At 46.6% G+C, this 13,153-nt stretch carries 10 protein-coding genes; all 10 read left to right on the plus strand.

The genetic code is table 11. The features are described from left to right. Positions 1-56 precede the first annotated feature (56 nt). The 10 genes from AB4114_RS08985 to AB4114_RS09030 all read left to right on the plus strand — a co-directional run bounded on the left by AB4114_RS08985 (position 57) and on the right by AB4114_RS09030 (position 12,703). Positions 57-1,853, plus strand: a complete 1,797-nt coding sequence (locus AB4114_RS08985; protein WP_441988133.1) for a sensor histidine kinase — start codon at positions 57-59, stop codon at positions 1,851-1,853. Further along, the gene (locus tag AB4114_RS08990; RefSeq protein ID WP_441988134.1) at positions 1,850-3,397 is read left to right on the plus strand and encodes a response regulator transcription factor; all 1,548 of its coding nucleotides are present in this window, start codon (positions 1,850-1,852) and stop codon (positions 3,395-3,397) included. The genes AB4114_RS08985 and AB4114_RS08990 overlap by 4 nt, the downstream gene beginning before the upstream one ends. A gap of 140 nt (positions 3,398-3,537) precedes the next feature. Then, on the plus strand, positions 3,538-5,403 hold the full coding sequence (gene iolD / locus AB4114_RS08995; protein WP_441988135.1) for a 3D-(3,5/4)-trihydroxycyclohexane-1,2-dione acylhydrolase (decyclizing): 1,866 nt from the start codon (positions 3,538-3,540) through the stop codon (positions 5,401-5,403). Between the two features lie 21 nt (positions 5,404-5,424). Further along, positions 5,425-6,333 carry a myo-inosose-2 dehydratase gene (gene iolE, locus AB4114_RS09000; protein ID WP_441988136.1) on the plus strand — a complete coding sequence of 303 codons (909 nt, stop codon included), beginning with the start codon at positions 5,425-5,427 and terminating at the stop codon, positions 6,331-6,333. Between the two features lie 7 nt (positions 6,334-6,340). Further along, entirely contained in the window at positions 6,341-7,351 is a 1,011-nt protein-coding gene (gene iolC / locus AB4114_RS09005; RefSeq protein ID WP_441988137.1) for a 5-dehydro-2-deoxygluconokinase, read from the plus strand. A 31-nt stretch (positions 7,352-7,382) separates the two neighbouring features. Beyond that, complete coding sequence (locus AB4114_RS09010; protein ID WP_441988138.1) at positions 7,383-8,828, plus strand: CoA-acylating methylmalonate-semialdehyde dehydrogenase; 1,446 nt, start codon at positions 7,383-7,385, stop codon at positions 8,826-8,828. Between the two features lie 32 nt (positions 8,829-8,860). After that, positions 8,861-9,739 (plus strand): class II fructose-1,6-bisphosphate aldolase, encoded by an 879-nt coding sequence (gene fba / locus AB4114_RS09015; protein ID WP_441988139.1) that lies wholly within the window; start codon positions 8,861-8,863, stop codon positions 9,737-9,739. Further along, positions 9,736-10,776 (plus strand): inositol 2-dehydrogenase, encoded by a 1,041-nt coding sequence (gene iolG / locus AB4114_RS09020; RefSeq protein ID WP_441988140.1) that lies wholly within the window; start codon positions 9,736-9,738, stop codon positions 10,774-10,776. Before fba ends, iolG begins: the two co-directional genes overlap by 4 nt. Before the next feature lie 19 nt (positions 10,777-10,795). Then, positions 10,796-11,614, plus strand: a complete 819-nt coding sequence (iolB, locus tag AB4114_RS09025; RefSeq protein ID WP_441988141.1) for a 5-deoxy-glucuronate isomerase — start codon at positions 10,796-10,798, stop codon at positions 11,612-11,614. Positions 11,615-11,689: 75 nt separating this feature from the next. Beyond that, positions 11,690-12,703 (plus strand): LacI family DNA-binding transcriptional regulator, encoded by a 1,014-nt coding sequence (locus AB4114_RS09030; RefSeq protein ID WP_171634159.1) that lies wholly within the window; start codon positions 11,690-11,692, stop codon positions 12,701-12,703. The last annotated feature ends 450 nt before the right edge of the window (positions 12,704-13,153 follow it).

Genomic DNA, 13,153 nt, shown 5'->3' on the forward strand with positions numbered 1-13,153 from the left:
ATGTTGTTATAATATCGCTTAAGGCTCGGTCACTTAAGAACAAAGGGGTAAATGAGATGCTATCCTGGATTCGAAATGTAATTATGATTAATCGCAGTTTCAGGGTGAAACTTATTCTCAGTTTATCCATGATTATTTTATTGGCATTCTGCTTGACCGGATATTTAACGTATCGCTATAACTTAACGTTATTCGAGGAAGAGATCAGTAAGCAATTTACCAGCACGAACGAAGAAGCGTTAGCGAAGTTGGACCTCAAGGTGCAAGAAGTTGTGCGGATTTCGCAAACAGTTGTATTTAATCCATCAATTGAAAAAGTGATTTCACGCATTAATCTGAGCGAAGACTCTGATGCCTTTGATCGCTATTATGATAAGAAGCAAATCGAAGATCAGATTTACCAACTCAAATCAGATGCGCCCTATATTACAGGAATGTATCTATATGACTTAAATGGGAATCCATCGTATTTCAGCTATACGACTTCTTCCATAAATGTCCCTGATGAGAATGTATTCAAGGTGATTCGTTCCAAAATTAGTGACACCTCTGGCGATCTTGTGTGGATTAGCTTGCCATTAGCATCGTCAATTGAGCCAAGCGGTTTTAGAAACACGATCATTGTGGCAAGGTTTATGAAAAATAGTAGTTTGACGACATACGGTGTACTCGTTATGGCTTTTGATGAGTCTTTCTTCTCAGGTTCACTGAAGGAGCTGACGAAGGCAGGCCAGGGGCAAGTGTATTTGTTTAACAAGAGTAGAGAACTGTTATTTACGAATTCACCCGTTCAATTAGATCAATTATCGGTGCTTCAAAATATGAATTCAACGCAATTAATGGAGCATCATTTATATGTCCAAGGCGTATCCGAAGTAACTAATTTCAAGCTCGTTAGTGGAACTTCGTTAACCGAAATTCAATCTAGAAGTCGCGATTTGTTCAAAATGATTGTTTACTCTGGTTTGGTCAGTATTCTACTCGCCAGTGTTCTCATCGTACTATCCACGGGGAATCTACTTCGTCCGCTTAAGGATTTAATGCTAGGACTACGAAAGGTTCGTTCTGGTGATTTCGATGCACGTATAGAAATACGTACCCATGACGAGTTAGCCTATATGGGCGAAAGTTTTAATGCAATGGCCGAACAGGTCGGACGGCTAATTAAGGAAGTATATCTCACGCAATTAAGTGAGAAAGAAGCGGAACTTAAAGCCATGCAAGCGCAATTGAATCCTCATTTTCTTCACAACATGTTCAATGAAATTTATTGGAAGTTATACCTGCAGGATGAAACCGAGACGGCCGCGTTGATCGCTGCCATTTCGGAAATGCTCAAATATTCTTTGATGCCTGTTCGAACATTGACGACGGTAAAAGAAGAATTCCAACAGATTCGTAACTATTTGAAGATACAGAAAGAACTGTTTGAAACGGATTTGGAAACCATCATTCAAGTGGATGAGGATGTTATGGATGTTCAGGTGATGCGTTCCTTGCTTCAACCGCTAGTTGAAAATGTATTTAGGCATGCTTTTCGCAATATGGTTTCGCATAAAGTATTGATCATCAAGGCAAGCAGCCGCGACGACTTCCTTGAGATTGATGTGACCGATAATGGGTGTGGCATGGATGAGAAGGCTGTTTCACAAATATTGGGAGTTCAGGGCTCTTCATTGCCGCATCGTACGGATGGGCGAGAAAGTCTAGGTGTACGGAGTGTTGTGAGAAGAATTGAGTTAGTGTATGGCCCGCCGTTCCGTATGGAAATCTCAAGCCTAGTAGGAAGCGGAACGAACATGCGTCTTATTCTGCCACTTCTAACAAACGATGAAAGGAGAGCACTAGAATGAGAAGCGGAAGAGTATTGATTGTCGAGGATCAGCTGAATTTTAGAAAAGGGCTAGTCAAGATGCTTCAAGGTGGTGAGCTGGGCTGGCAAGTGGTCGGTGAGGCGGGGAATGGGCAGGATGCTTTGGTACTGCTTGATGAGCTTCAGCCTGATTTGGTCTTAACGGACATTCGGATGCCCATCATGGATGGTATCGAATTCGTAGGACATTTGCGAAAGAATTATCCGGAGATGATCGTGATTATTTTGACAGGATACAAAAATTTCGAATACGCGCAAGCCGCTGTAAGGCTGGGAGCGTTAGATATTCTGATTAAGCCGTGCACGGAAGACGACGTTCGTCAGATCATGAACAGAGCGTCAGAACGGTTCTATGAGAAGTATGCGCATCAGCAGAAACAACTCTTGCAAAGACAGCTGCAACAGGATCAAGAGCTTCGTGCGGTATTACTGGACCTCCCTTATGAAATGAGCACGTTGGTTGGCTTGAATCAAGCGCTGTCTGATAAAGAATTGTGGTTATTGCATATGAATAATGAGGATATGGCGAATAGATCGAATGGTAAAAGGGACATGAGTTTGCTGCAATTTGCCTTCTCCAACATTGTGGAAGAGCTAGTGAAAGGAGCGGGTCTGGAAGCCCGCCTCTTACTTGTAGATCATGACACATTCCTCTTGGTGGCTGAGTTACATCAGGTGGAGGAAACACTGCAAAGCAGTATTCCAACGGCCTCCTTTGAATATTTGAAAATTCGCGCAAGCATGGTTTCAATGGGGCTAGCGCCTCCGGCAGTAGACTTGGCACAATTGTATCTGTTAACGAAGGAGGCAGTCTCAGATCCTATTAAACTTCCTTCTTTAAGCGGAAGTGAAGCAGGATCGGGGATCATGCTTTCCCTTAATCAGGCAAGGGTCAGAGAGATGGAAGTTCAACTCATGTCAGCCATTCTAGTTGGACAAGAGGACAGCCTGCTCGAGCTGTTGAACCGCGTGATACATGAGCTTAGTCTTACATCGCCAGAAGAGATGCGCCTTGGTGCATTGTCACTTTCTATCGCATTGCACGGGACGATCCAGAAGCAGTTTGATCCTGACGATCAGAATGCGCTGGCTAGGCTCCCGAATGAAATGCCGCAGAGTCAGTGGACCTCGAAGGAGGTGCTGGATTGGGCAGCCCAGCAAGTGAAGCATTTCCTGCTCCAATTCAATCAATGGCAGGCGTCCAAAAGTGATAATGTGGTCGAGAGAGCCATAAAATATATTGAGGAACACTACAATGAGGAGTGCCGTTTGACGGATGTAGCGGCTCATATTCATTTAAATCCAAGTTACTTCAGTGTTGTTTTCAAAAAAACAACGGGAGAAAGTTTTACACGATTCGTTACTCGGGTCCGTATGGATAAAGCGGCTTTACTTCTGAGGAATACGGATATGAAAATATTTGAAATTGCTTGTGCCATTGGGTTTGATGAACCAAATTATTTTACGAATGTCTTCAAGCAGCAGTTTCATATGTCACCAAAGGAATATAGAAGTAGTAAGTAAACGTGATGAAGCAACAAAAAAAGCATTGCCAGTGAAATTAAAATATTGTATGATCGGATTAAGCGCTTAACCCATAGAGGGGCGAGCGCTTAAAGCTTGAAAGATTAAGCGCTTAACCTCTAAGTAGAAGGGAGATTTACATGCGTACAATTCGACTTACAATGGCACAAGCACTACTTCGCTTTCTAGACCAGCAGTACATATCCATCGATGGACAGGAGACTAAATTTGTTCAAGGTGTCATGGGGATTTTCGGACATGGCAATGTAACTGGGATTGGAGAGGCGTTGGAGTATAGCGCGGGTGACCTTACGTATATACAAGGCAAGAACGAGCAGGGGATGGTCCACGCTGCAACCGCTTACGCGAAGCAAAAGAACCGCAAACAAATTTATGCCTGCACAACCTCCATTGGGCCAGGTGCACTCAATATGGTAACGGCTGCGGCAACGGCGACCGTTAACCGCATCCCAGTACTGCTGCTGCCGGGGGATAATTTTGCGTCGAGACAGCCGGATCCCGTGCTGCAGCAGCTTGAGGTCATGAACGATTATACGGTATCTGCGACAGACCCATTCAAGTCCGTGAGCAAATACTGGGATCGAATTGTTCGTCCCGAGCAGTTGATGAGCGCAGCGACCCAAGCGATGCGGGTGTTAACAGATCCTGCGGAAACAGGAGCGGTGACCTTAGCGCTTCCCCAAGACGTGCAGGCGGAAGCCTACGACTATCCGGAAGCCTTTTTCGATAAAAAGGTTCATTATATCGATCGCCGACCAGCAGCGCAGGAAGCTGTTGGGCGAGCGGCTGCAGTGATCTTAGGTAAAAAGCGCCCGTTAATTATCGCTGGCGGCGGCGTTCTCTATGCGGAAGCGACGAAGGAACTAGCGGAGTTTGCAGAAGTGTTCGGCATCCCAGTTGCGGAAACGCAAGCAGGGAAAAGCTCGCTGCCTTGGAACCATCCGTTGCAAGTCGGCGCGATTGGCGTGACAGGAGCACTGGCGGCGAACAAGCTGGCGAAACAAGCGGATTTGATTATCGGCGTGGGTACGCGGTATTCCGACTTTACTACAGCGTCCAAATCAGCTTTTGAGAATGACGATGTGCAATTTATTAATATCAATATCAGCGGCTTCGATTCTTCGAAGTTAGGCGGTATTTCGATTACAGCTGATGCGAAGGAAGCACTAAACGTATTGCGCGAAACACTGACATTTCTTGATTATTCGAGCAACTACGAGACTGGTTACATAGCAACTTTGAAAGACGAATGGGATCGTGAAGTGGAACGTTTGTACCAAGCAGCGTGTGCCGAAGGCTTTGCTCAAACACATGCGCTTGGTGTGATTAATGAAACAATTGACCCTTCCTCGGTTGTGGTTTGCGCAGCGGGAAGTTTACCTGGCGATTTACACCGTTTATGGCGTTCAACTGAGCCCAAAACGTACCATATGGAATACGGTTTCTCTTGCATGGGATATGAAGTAAGCGGTGCCTTCGGCGCAGCTTTGGCGGAACCGGGGCGTGACGTTTATGCGATCGTCGGAGACGGCAGTTACTTAATGCTTCACTCCGAATTAGTGACGAGCTTGCAAGAGGGTCAGAAATTTACGATCCTGCTGTTCGATAATCATGGCTACCAATGCATTCATAATCTGCAACGCAGTCAAGGGAGCGAAGGCTTCGGGAATGAATTCCGTTATCGGGAAACAGGGACGCGTAAGCTGACAGGAAGCTATATGCCGATTGACTTCGCAGCACATGCGCGCAGCTTGGGAGCGAAGTCCTACAAAGCGACCAATGCAGAAGAGCTCAAGTCCGCACTGCTTCAGGCAAGTAAAGAAACAGTAACGACCTTAATTGAAATCCCTGTCGTACCTGGCACGAACACAGGCGGCTATGAGTCCTGGTGGCAGGTTGGCGTACCAGAGATTTCAGAGAGTGCCAAAGTGTTAGCAGCCCATGAAGAAATGAAGAAAAACATACAAGCGGCTAAACCCATTTAACGAAGAAGAGGTGACCTAACAATGGAAGCACTACCGTTTAAGCTAGGCATACATCCGATTAATTGGGTGGGAGAGGACGTCAAGGAACATGGCGCTGATACCACATTTGAACAAATCGTTGATGAGATCCAGAAACTGGGATTGACCGGTACGGAGATGGGACGCAAATATCCGACCGATATCAACGTATTAAAGAACGAATTATCTAAACGAGGTATTCAACTTGTATCTCAGTGGAAATCTGTTCTGTTCTCGGATCCCGCATATAGAGAAGAAGAGCTGGAAGCCTACCGCAAACATGTGCTATTTCTGAAAGAAATGGGCAGTACGGTAATTTCTACAGCGGAAGTCGGGGGTTCGCTCCATTTTGATCCTCGTCGTACACCGAACGAGAAAGAAGTACTTCGCCTCGATGAAGCAGGTTGGCAGAGCTTAGCGGAAGGGCTTAACCGAGCGGGAGCTATTGCAGCGGAACATGGGCTGAAGCTGACCTATCACCATCACGGTGGAACGGTGGTTGAGTCACCGGAAGAGATCGATCGATTGATGGAGCTAACCGATCCTTCCTTGGTCTACCTGCTGTTTGATACAGGGCATACCTACTACGGTGGTGGAGATCCGTTGACAGTATTGCGCAAACATTACAACCGAATTGCTTACATCCATTTGAAAGATATTCGTCAAGCTGTACTAGATGAAGCGCGCGCGGAGCAGGTTGATTTCGTAACTTGTATTCGCAAAGGTGTGTTTACCGTACCAGGGGATGGCTGCCTTGATTTTGCACCGATTTTCAAAGAATTATTGGCTCGTGAATACACCGGATGGGCAATGCTCGAAGGTGAGCAAGATCCTGCAACCCATAATGCATACGAATATGCGAAAAACGCACTGAACTATATCCATTCTTTATTAATCAAAGAAAGCAGGTAATAAGGACATGACCTATGTGACATTCCCGCAAGAGAAACCACTTGATTTTGTAGCTATCGGCAGATTATGTATCGATTTGAATGCGAACGAAATTCACCGTCCGATGGAAGAGACGATGACGTTCACGAAGTATGTCGGCGGTTCGCCAGCGAACATTACGATCGGCATGTCCCGATTAGGGATGAAGACTGCTTTTATAGGCAAAATTGCGAATGATCAAATGGGCCGTTTCATTGCTACCTATTTAGAGCGCAACGCGATTGATACCAGCAATGTCGTGACGGATCGCACAGGTGCTGTGACAGGGTTAGCTTTTACAGAAATCAAAAGCCCAACAGATTGCAGCATTCTGATGTATCGCGATAACGTGGCTGATTTGAAACTTACGCCTGATGAGGTTCAGGAATTTCTGATTGCTGGTGCGAAAGTATTGCTGATTTCCGGCACGGCGCTAGCTCAAAGTCCATCACGTGAAGCGGTGTTCCAAGCACTGAATTATGCGAAGAAGCATGGGGCAGTCATCGTATTTGATCTCGATTATCGTCCATACACATGGACATCGCCTGAAGAGACGGCTGTGTACTATAATCTGGCTGCTGAGAAATGCGATATCATCCTCGGTACGCGCGAAGAGTTCGATATGATGGAGAAATTCGAGCATAATCCGGAAAAGGATGACCACATCACGGCTGCCAAATGGTTCGACTATTCAGCGAAGATTGTCATTATCAAGCATGGCAAAGACGGTTCTATCGCCTATACACCGGATGGTGTCGGACATCGTGCGAAGAGCTTCCCGGCGAAAGTTGTGAAGACTTTTGGAGCTGGTGATTCTTATGCAGCAGGCTTTATCTATGGGGTTATGCAAGGTTGGACGTTGGAGAAAAGTATGGAATACGGAAGCGCTGCTGCTTGTATCGTCATTTCCAGTCATAGCTGCTCGGATGCTATGCCAACTGCTGCTGCCGTGGATGATTATATTGAACGTTGCAATCGCGGAGAAATTACAGCCTCATAATGATTTATCAACCTAAAGGAGCGAAATGGCTATGACACATACATTGAAAAACTGGATTGGCGGCGAATGGGTCGCATCATCCGCAACACAAACAGAACCTGTTTATAATCCTGCAACTGAAGAGATTCTAGCTTATATTCCTATTTCGACGAAAGAAGAAGTAGATCAAGCGGTTCGTAATTCGCAAGAAGCGTTCCAATCATGGAGCCGTACACCAGTACCGAAGAGAGCAAGAGTCCTATTCAAATACCAACAACTGCTTGTTGATCATTGGGAAGAGCTGGCTCGTATCGTGACGAAAGAAAACGGCAAAAGCTACTCCGAAGCTTATGGCGAAGTACTTCGCGGCATCGAATGTGTGGAGTTCGCCGCTGGCGCACCTACACTGATGATGGGCAAACAACTTCCGGATATTGCTTCCAATCTGGAGTCTGGGATGTACCGTTACCCAATCGGCGTCATTGGTGGCATCACACCATTCAACTTCCCGATGATGGTACCATGCTGGATGTTCCCACTCGCGATCGCATGCGGCAATACGTTCGTATTGAAGCCGTCGGAGCGTACGCCTCACTTGGCTAACCGCCTAGCTGAATTGTTCCACGAAGCTGGATTGCCAGCTGGTGTGCTGAACATCGTTCATGGTGCGCATGATGTGGTGAATGGTCTTCTTGAGCACAAAGATATTAAAGCGATCTCCTTCGTTGGTTCCCAGCCAGTAGCGGAGTATGTATACAAAACAGCGGCAGCGAACGGGAAACGCGTTCAAGCGCTTGCAGGCGCCAAAAATCACTCCATCGTAATGCCAGATGCGAACTTATCTATTGCGGTGAAGGAAATCACCAATGCTGCTTTCGGTTCTGCCGGCGAGCGCTGTATGGCATGTTCCGTCGTGGTAGCTGTAGGCGATGTAGCGGATACGCTAGTTAGCAAGCTGCTTGAAGCGGCAGATGCGATTACGATTGGCAACGGAAATGAAGATGGCGTTTTCTTAGGTCCTGTAATTCGCGGTGGACACAAGGAGCGTACATTGAAATATATCGACATCGGCGAAAAAGAAGGCGCCATTATGATCCGTGATGGACGTAAAGACGCCGCTGCTTCCGAGGCGGGCTACTTCGTAGGACCGACAATCTTCGATCAAGTGCAATGCGAGATGAAAATTTGGGAAGACGAAATTTTTGCTCCTGTGCTTTCCATCGTTCGTGTAGCAACACTCGAAGAAGCGATTGAGCTTTCCAACCGTTCCGAGTTCGCGAATGGCGCATGTCTGTTTACGCAAGATGGCAGCAATGTACGTCAATTCCGTGAAAACATTGAAGCGGGGATGCTTGGTATTAATCTTGGTGTACCTGCGCCAATGGCATTCTTCCCATTCTCTGGCTGGAAGAAATCCTTCTACGGCGATTTGCATGCTAACGGTACGGATGGGGTGGAATTCTATACGCGTAAAAAGATGGTAACGGCTCGCTGGTAACAGCGAGTTTCCGCTAGAAAGGAGCGTTTGGTATGGCACTCGTCTCAATGAAAGAGATGCTGCTGACGGCGTTAGAAGGTAAATATGCCGTTGGGCAATTTAATTTAAATAATCTTGAGTTCACACAAGCGATTTTACAAGCGGCCCAACTCGAGCAGGCGCCCGTGATTCTTGGTGTCAGTGAGGCTTACATTCCCTATATGGGCGGACTGCCTTGCATCGCTGGCATGGTGAAAGCCTTGATCGAGCATTACGGCATTACAGTGCCCGTAGCTCTTCATTTGGATCATGGCAGCTCTTATGACGTATGTATCAAAGCGATCCACGCTGGATTTACCTCGGTGATGATCGATGCTTCCCATCATTCGCTCCAACATAATATCGAAGTGACTCGTCATGTGACGCAAGCTGCGCATGTGCTTGGTGTATCAGTAGAGTCAGAGCTAGGTCGAATCACAGGACGAGAAGATGATCTCATTGTGGATGATGCAGATGGGATGTACGCGGTGGCTGAGGATTGTGTGAAAATGGTTCAGGAAACAGGCATCGATTGTTTAGCACCTGCACTTGGATCGGTTCATGGTCCTTATCGCGGACAGCCTAAGCTTGGGTTTGAACGAATGGCTGAGATTAAGGAACGAACAGGAGTACCTCTTGTGCTTCATGGGGGGAGCGGTCTGCCCGATGACGAAATTCGCCAAGCCATTGCTTGTGGCACAGCCAAAATTAATGTAAATACAGATAATCAAATCGCTTGCACAGCAACGATTCGCACGTTCTTGAATGATCATCCGGATGCCTATGATCCTAGGAATTATTTAATTCCAGCACGGGAAGCCATCATTGCATCTGTGAGAGCCAAAATCCAGTTATTCGGAAGTGCAGGTAAAGCGGGAGGGAACGTAGGATGAAGAAGATCAGAATCGGTATTATCGGCGCAGGCCGTATTGGTAAAATCCACGCAGACAATTTATTGCGGAACCCGCAAGTTGAGATTGTGGCAGTAAGTGATCTGTTTGCAGGTCCAGAGCTCCAAGCATGGGCAGCAGATCGCAACATTTCCATCGTAACTAAGGAAAGCAACGAACTTATTTCTCATCCAGATATCGATGCCATATTCATTTGCTCATCCACTGATACGCATGTTCCGTTGATTGCGCAGGCCGCGCGTGCGGGTAAACATATTTTCTGTGAAAAACCGATCTCGATGGATATCACGCAAACCGTATCAGCCATTGATGAAGTTAAAAAAGCTGGCGTGAAGCTGCAAATTGGCTTTAACCGTCGATTTGATCATAATTTCAAGCGTGTGCAAGAAGTCGTGCAAGGCGGGGGGATCGGCGATCCACATATTATTAAAATTACTTCCCGTGACCCGAATCCGCCTCATATCGATTATGTCAAAGTATCTGGCGGCATCTTCATGGATATGATGATTCATGATTTTGATATGGCTCGATTCGTTTCAGGCAGCGAGGTTGAAGAAGTGTATGCAGTTGGAAATGTACTGATCAATCCGGATTTTGCTCAGCATGGCGATGTGGATACAGCGGTTGTGACACTTCGTTTCGCGAACGGCGCACTAGGTGTGATTGATAATAGCCGTCAAGCGGTATATGGCTATGACCAGCGTGTTGAAGTGTTTGGCTCCAAGGGCAGTGTGGTCGTTGCGAATGATCATCCGAATACAGCTGTGATCTCCACAGCAGATTCGATTGTGAGTGATAAGCCGCTGCATTTCTTCCTTGAGCGCTATCAAGCTGCGTATATAGAAGAAACGCAAATGTTTATTGATGCGATTTTGAATGATAAGTGTGTGCCTGTTAGTGGGGATGACGGTGTTCAAGCTGAACGGATTGCATTAGCTGCGAAGTTATCTTCCCGTTTGGGACGGCCAGTGAAGGTGAACGAGGCATTGGAATTGCTCACAGAAACATCCATATCCTAAGAAAGAGGGAGACGTTACGATGTCCAAATTAATTGTAACACCTGCATCTTCTCCGAATGAAGAAGGCAGCCTTCTACAAGTGACGCCGGAATCGGCCCATTGGCAGTATGTTGGCTTCGAAGTTGTCCAGCTGGCAGCAGGAGAAACCTTGAAACGTGAGACCGCCGATCAAGAGGTGTGCCTCGTCCTGTTGAGCGGCAAAGCGGATGTTCATACGAAGGGAGAACAATGGCTTGGAATTGGTCAGCGTATGAGCGTGTTTGAGCAAATTCCTCCGTATTCCGTTTATGTGACTAGCAACGATAGTTATGAAGTGAAGGCGTTAACCTCCCTACAGCTCGCTGTTTGCTCAGCGCCTGGTGCCGGGAATCATCGTTCACGCTTGATTGCGCCTGCGCAAGTAGGCGTTGAGACACGCGGATATGGGAATATCGAGCGTTATATTCATAATATTTTACCTGAGAGCGAGCCTGCGGATAGTTTGCTTGTTGTCGAAGTTTTCACTCCGAACGGCCATTGGTCCAGTTATCCACCGCACAAGCATGATCGTGATGCGCTTCCGGATGAGTCCTTTTTGGAAGAAACGTATTATTTCCGAGTTCAGCCTGAGCAAGGATTTGCGATTCAACGGGTGTACACGGATGATCGTTCACTTGATGAAACGTTAATTGTTAAAAACGGAGAAGCTGTGCTAGTTCCGCGTGGCTACCACCCCGTATCTGCGCCTCCGGGCTATGATGTGTATTATTTGAATGTCATGGCTGGACCTACGCGGATATGGAAATTTAATAATGACCCCGACCATGCCTGGATCATGACGAAGCCGAGCGAATCGTAAGGCGGTTGCAAGTTCTGGCAAGCCCCGTCATAATGGGGGAATAACTGTATTCTTCAAGAAAAATGGGGTAGTACGATGAAGGCAACCATTTACGATGTGGCTCGGGAAGCCGGTGTATCGATTGCAGCGGTTTCGCAAGTCATGAACGGTAAAGGGAAAATAAGCGAAGAACGACGCACAGAAATTCTGAAGGTGATGGAAAAACTCAATTACCAGCCGAGTGTCATCGCATCCGCACTTACGGGGAAGAAGACATATACGTTAGGCCTGCTTGTCCCTGATATTTCCAATCCCTTCTTTGCTGAAATCGCAAGGGCTGTGGAGGACCAAGGTCATAATCTGGGATATAGTCTTGTCATCTGCTCCACGGATAATAAAGACGAACGCGTAGAACGGTATCTGAACTTGCTCCAGCAAAAAAGTGTGGATGGGATGATTATCGGGACCGGGATGGATAATAAGGACATGCTTACACCACTCATGGAGCGTTCGATTCCTGTTGTCATGATTGCGCGGGAGATGCCGGATATGGCTGTACATACCGTTGTTGTTGACGATTTCGTTGGTGGCACGCTATCTGCTAAGCATCTCTTGGAGCTTGGTCATACTCGGATGGCGATCCTTGCCGAACATACCAAAGTTACGAGTAGTCGTGAACGGGTAAAAGGATTCATGACCACGCTTGCTGAAGCGGGGATCGGACTCCCCGAAGCGAGGGTTCGGAATTGTAGGTATACCGTAGAAGACGGCAAACGCGAAGCTATTGAACTTCTAGAGAAACCTGCCGCCGAGCGGCCGACTGCACTGTTCTGCTGTAATGATATGCTCGCGATTGGCGCCTTGCAGGCTGCGAAACAGTTAAAGCTGCGAGTTCCTGAAGATATTTCCGTGATCGGTTTCGATAATACGATTCTAGCTTCTGTGACGGATCCACCGCTTACTACAATTGCACAGCCGATTGAGCCGATGGGTAAGCAAGTTGTTGATCTGCTTATTCTCGAACTGAAGAAGAAGTCACAAGCCAAGCAACGCATCGTTATGCGTCCAGAACTCATCATCAGGCAATCCACAGCAGCTCCGGCAAAGTGATCGTATAAGGAAGCGAAGACTGCTTTCCCTTAGGGGAAGGCAGTTTTTTTTCTCATAGATTCGCGAAAACGTCGTTCCCTCCACGTGAATAGCTGAATACCTCTTGATCAATCGGTCGCCACACGAATAAATGGATTTCCTGTAGTTAATTTCGGTGAGTTTCTGTTCAAACTCTGATTAGATGGATTACCTACAGTTAATCAGAGGGAATTCCGCAGAAATGAGTAATTCGGGCGAATTTAGCTACATTTTTTACAGTTAAATCGGGAAATCTAGCAACTATCGCTGAAATAGCTGTATTTTTGCAGCTAGAATAAAAAGTGGACACCTCGTTAACAGATTTAAGATAATAGATGTAACGAGGAGGTGTTCACAATGGGTGAACAACGGCAAAGGTACAATGATGAATTTAAACAACAAACGGTAAAATTTATTCAAGAACAAACGAAA

This window comes from Paenibacillus sp. 2RAB27, assembly GCF_052115445.1.
Lineage (GTDB): Bacteria > Bacillota > Bacilli > Paenibacillales > NBRC-103111 > Paenibacillus_E.

What these genes read in the sequence shown, in the direction of transcription:
- AB4114_RS08985 (WP_441988133.1), top strand. Translation starts at nt 57, where the DNA reads ATGCTATCCTGGATTCGAAATGTAATTATGATTAATCGCAGTTTCAGG.
- AB4114_RS08990 (WP_441988134.1), top strand. Translation starts at nt 1,850, where the DNA reads ATGAGAAGCGGAAGAGTATTGATTGTCGAGGATCAGCTGAATTTTAGA.
- iolD (WP_441988135.1), top strand. Translation starts at nt 3,538, where the DNA reads ATGCGTACAATTCGACTTACAATGGCACAAGCACTACTTCGCTTTCTA.
- iolE (WP_441988136.1), top strand. Translation starts at nt 5,425, where the DNA reads ATGGAAGCACTACCGTTTAAGCTAGGCATACATCCGATTAATTGGGTG.
- iolC (WP_441988137.1), top strand. Translation starts at nt 6,341, where the DNA reads ATGACCTATGTGACATTCCCGCAAGAGAAACCACTTGATTTTGTAGCT.
- AB4114_RS09010 (WP_441988138.1), top strand. Translation starts at nt 7,383, where the DNA reads ATGACACATACATTGAAAAACTGGATTGGCGGCGAATGGGTCGCATCA.
- fba (WP_441988139.1), top strand. Translation starts at nt 8,861, where the DNA reads ATGGCACTCGTCTCAATGAAAGAGATGCTGCTGACGGCGTTAGAAGGT.
- iolG (WP_441988140.1), top strand. Translation starts at nt 9,736, where the DNA reads ATGAAGAAGATCAGAATCGGTATTATCGGCGCAGGCCGTATTGGTAAA.
- iolB (WP_441988141.1), top strand. Translation starts at nt 10,796, where the DNA reads ATGTCCAAATTAATTGTAACACCTGCATCTTCTCCGAATGAAGAAGGC.
- AB4114_RS09030 (WP_171634159.1), top strand. Translation starts at nt 11,690, where the DNA reads ATGAAGGCAACCATTTACGATGTGGCTCGGGAAGCCGGTGTATCGATT.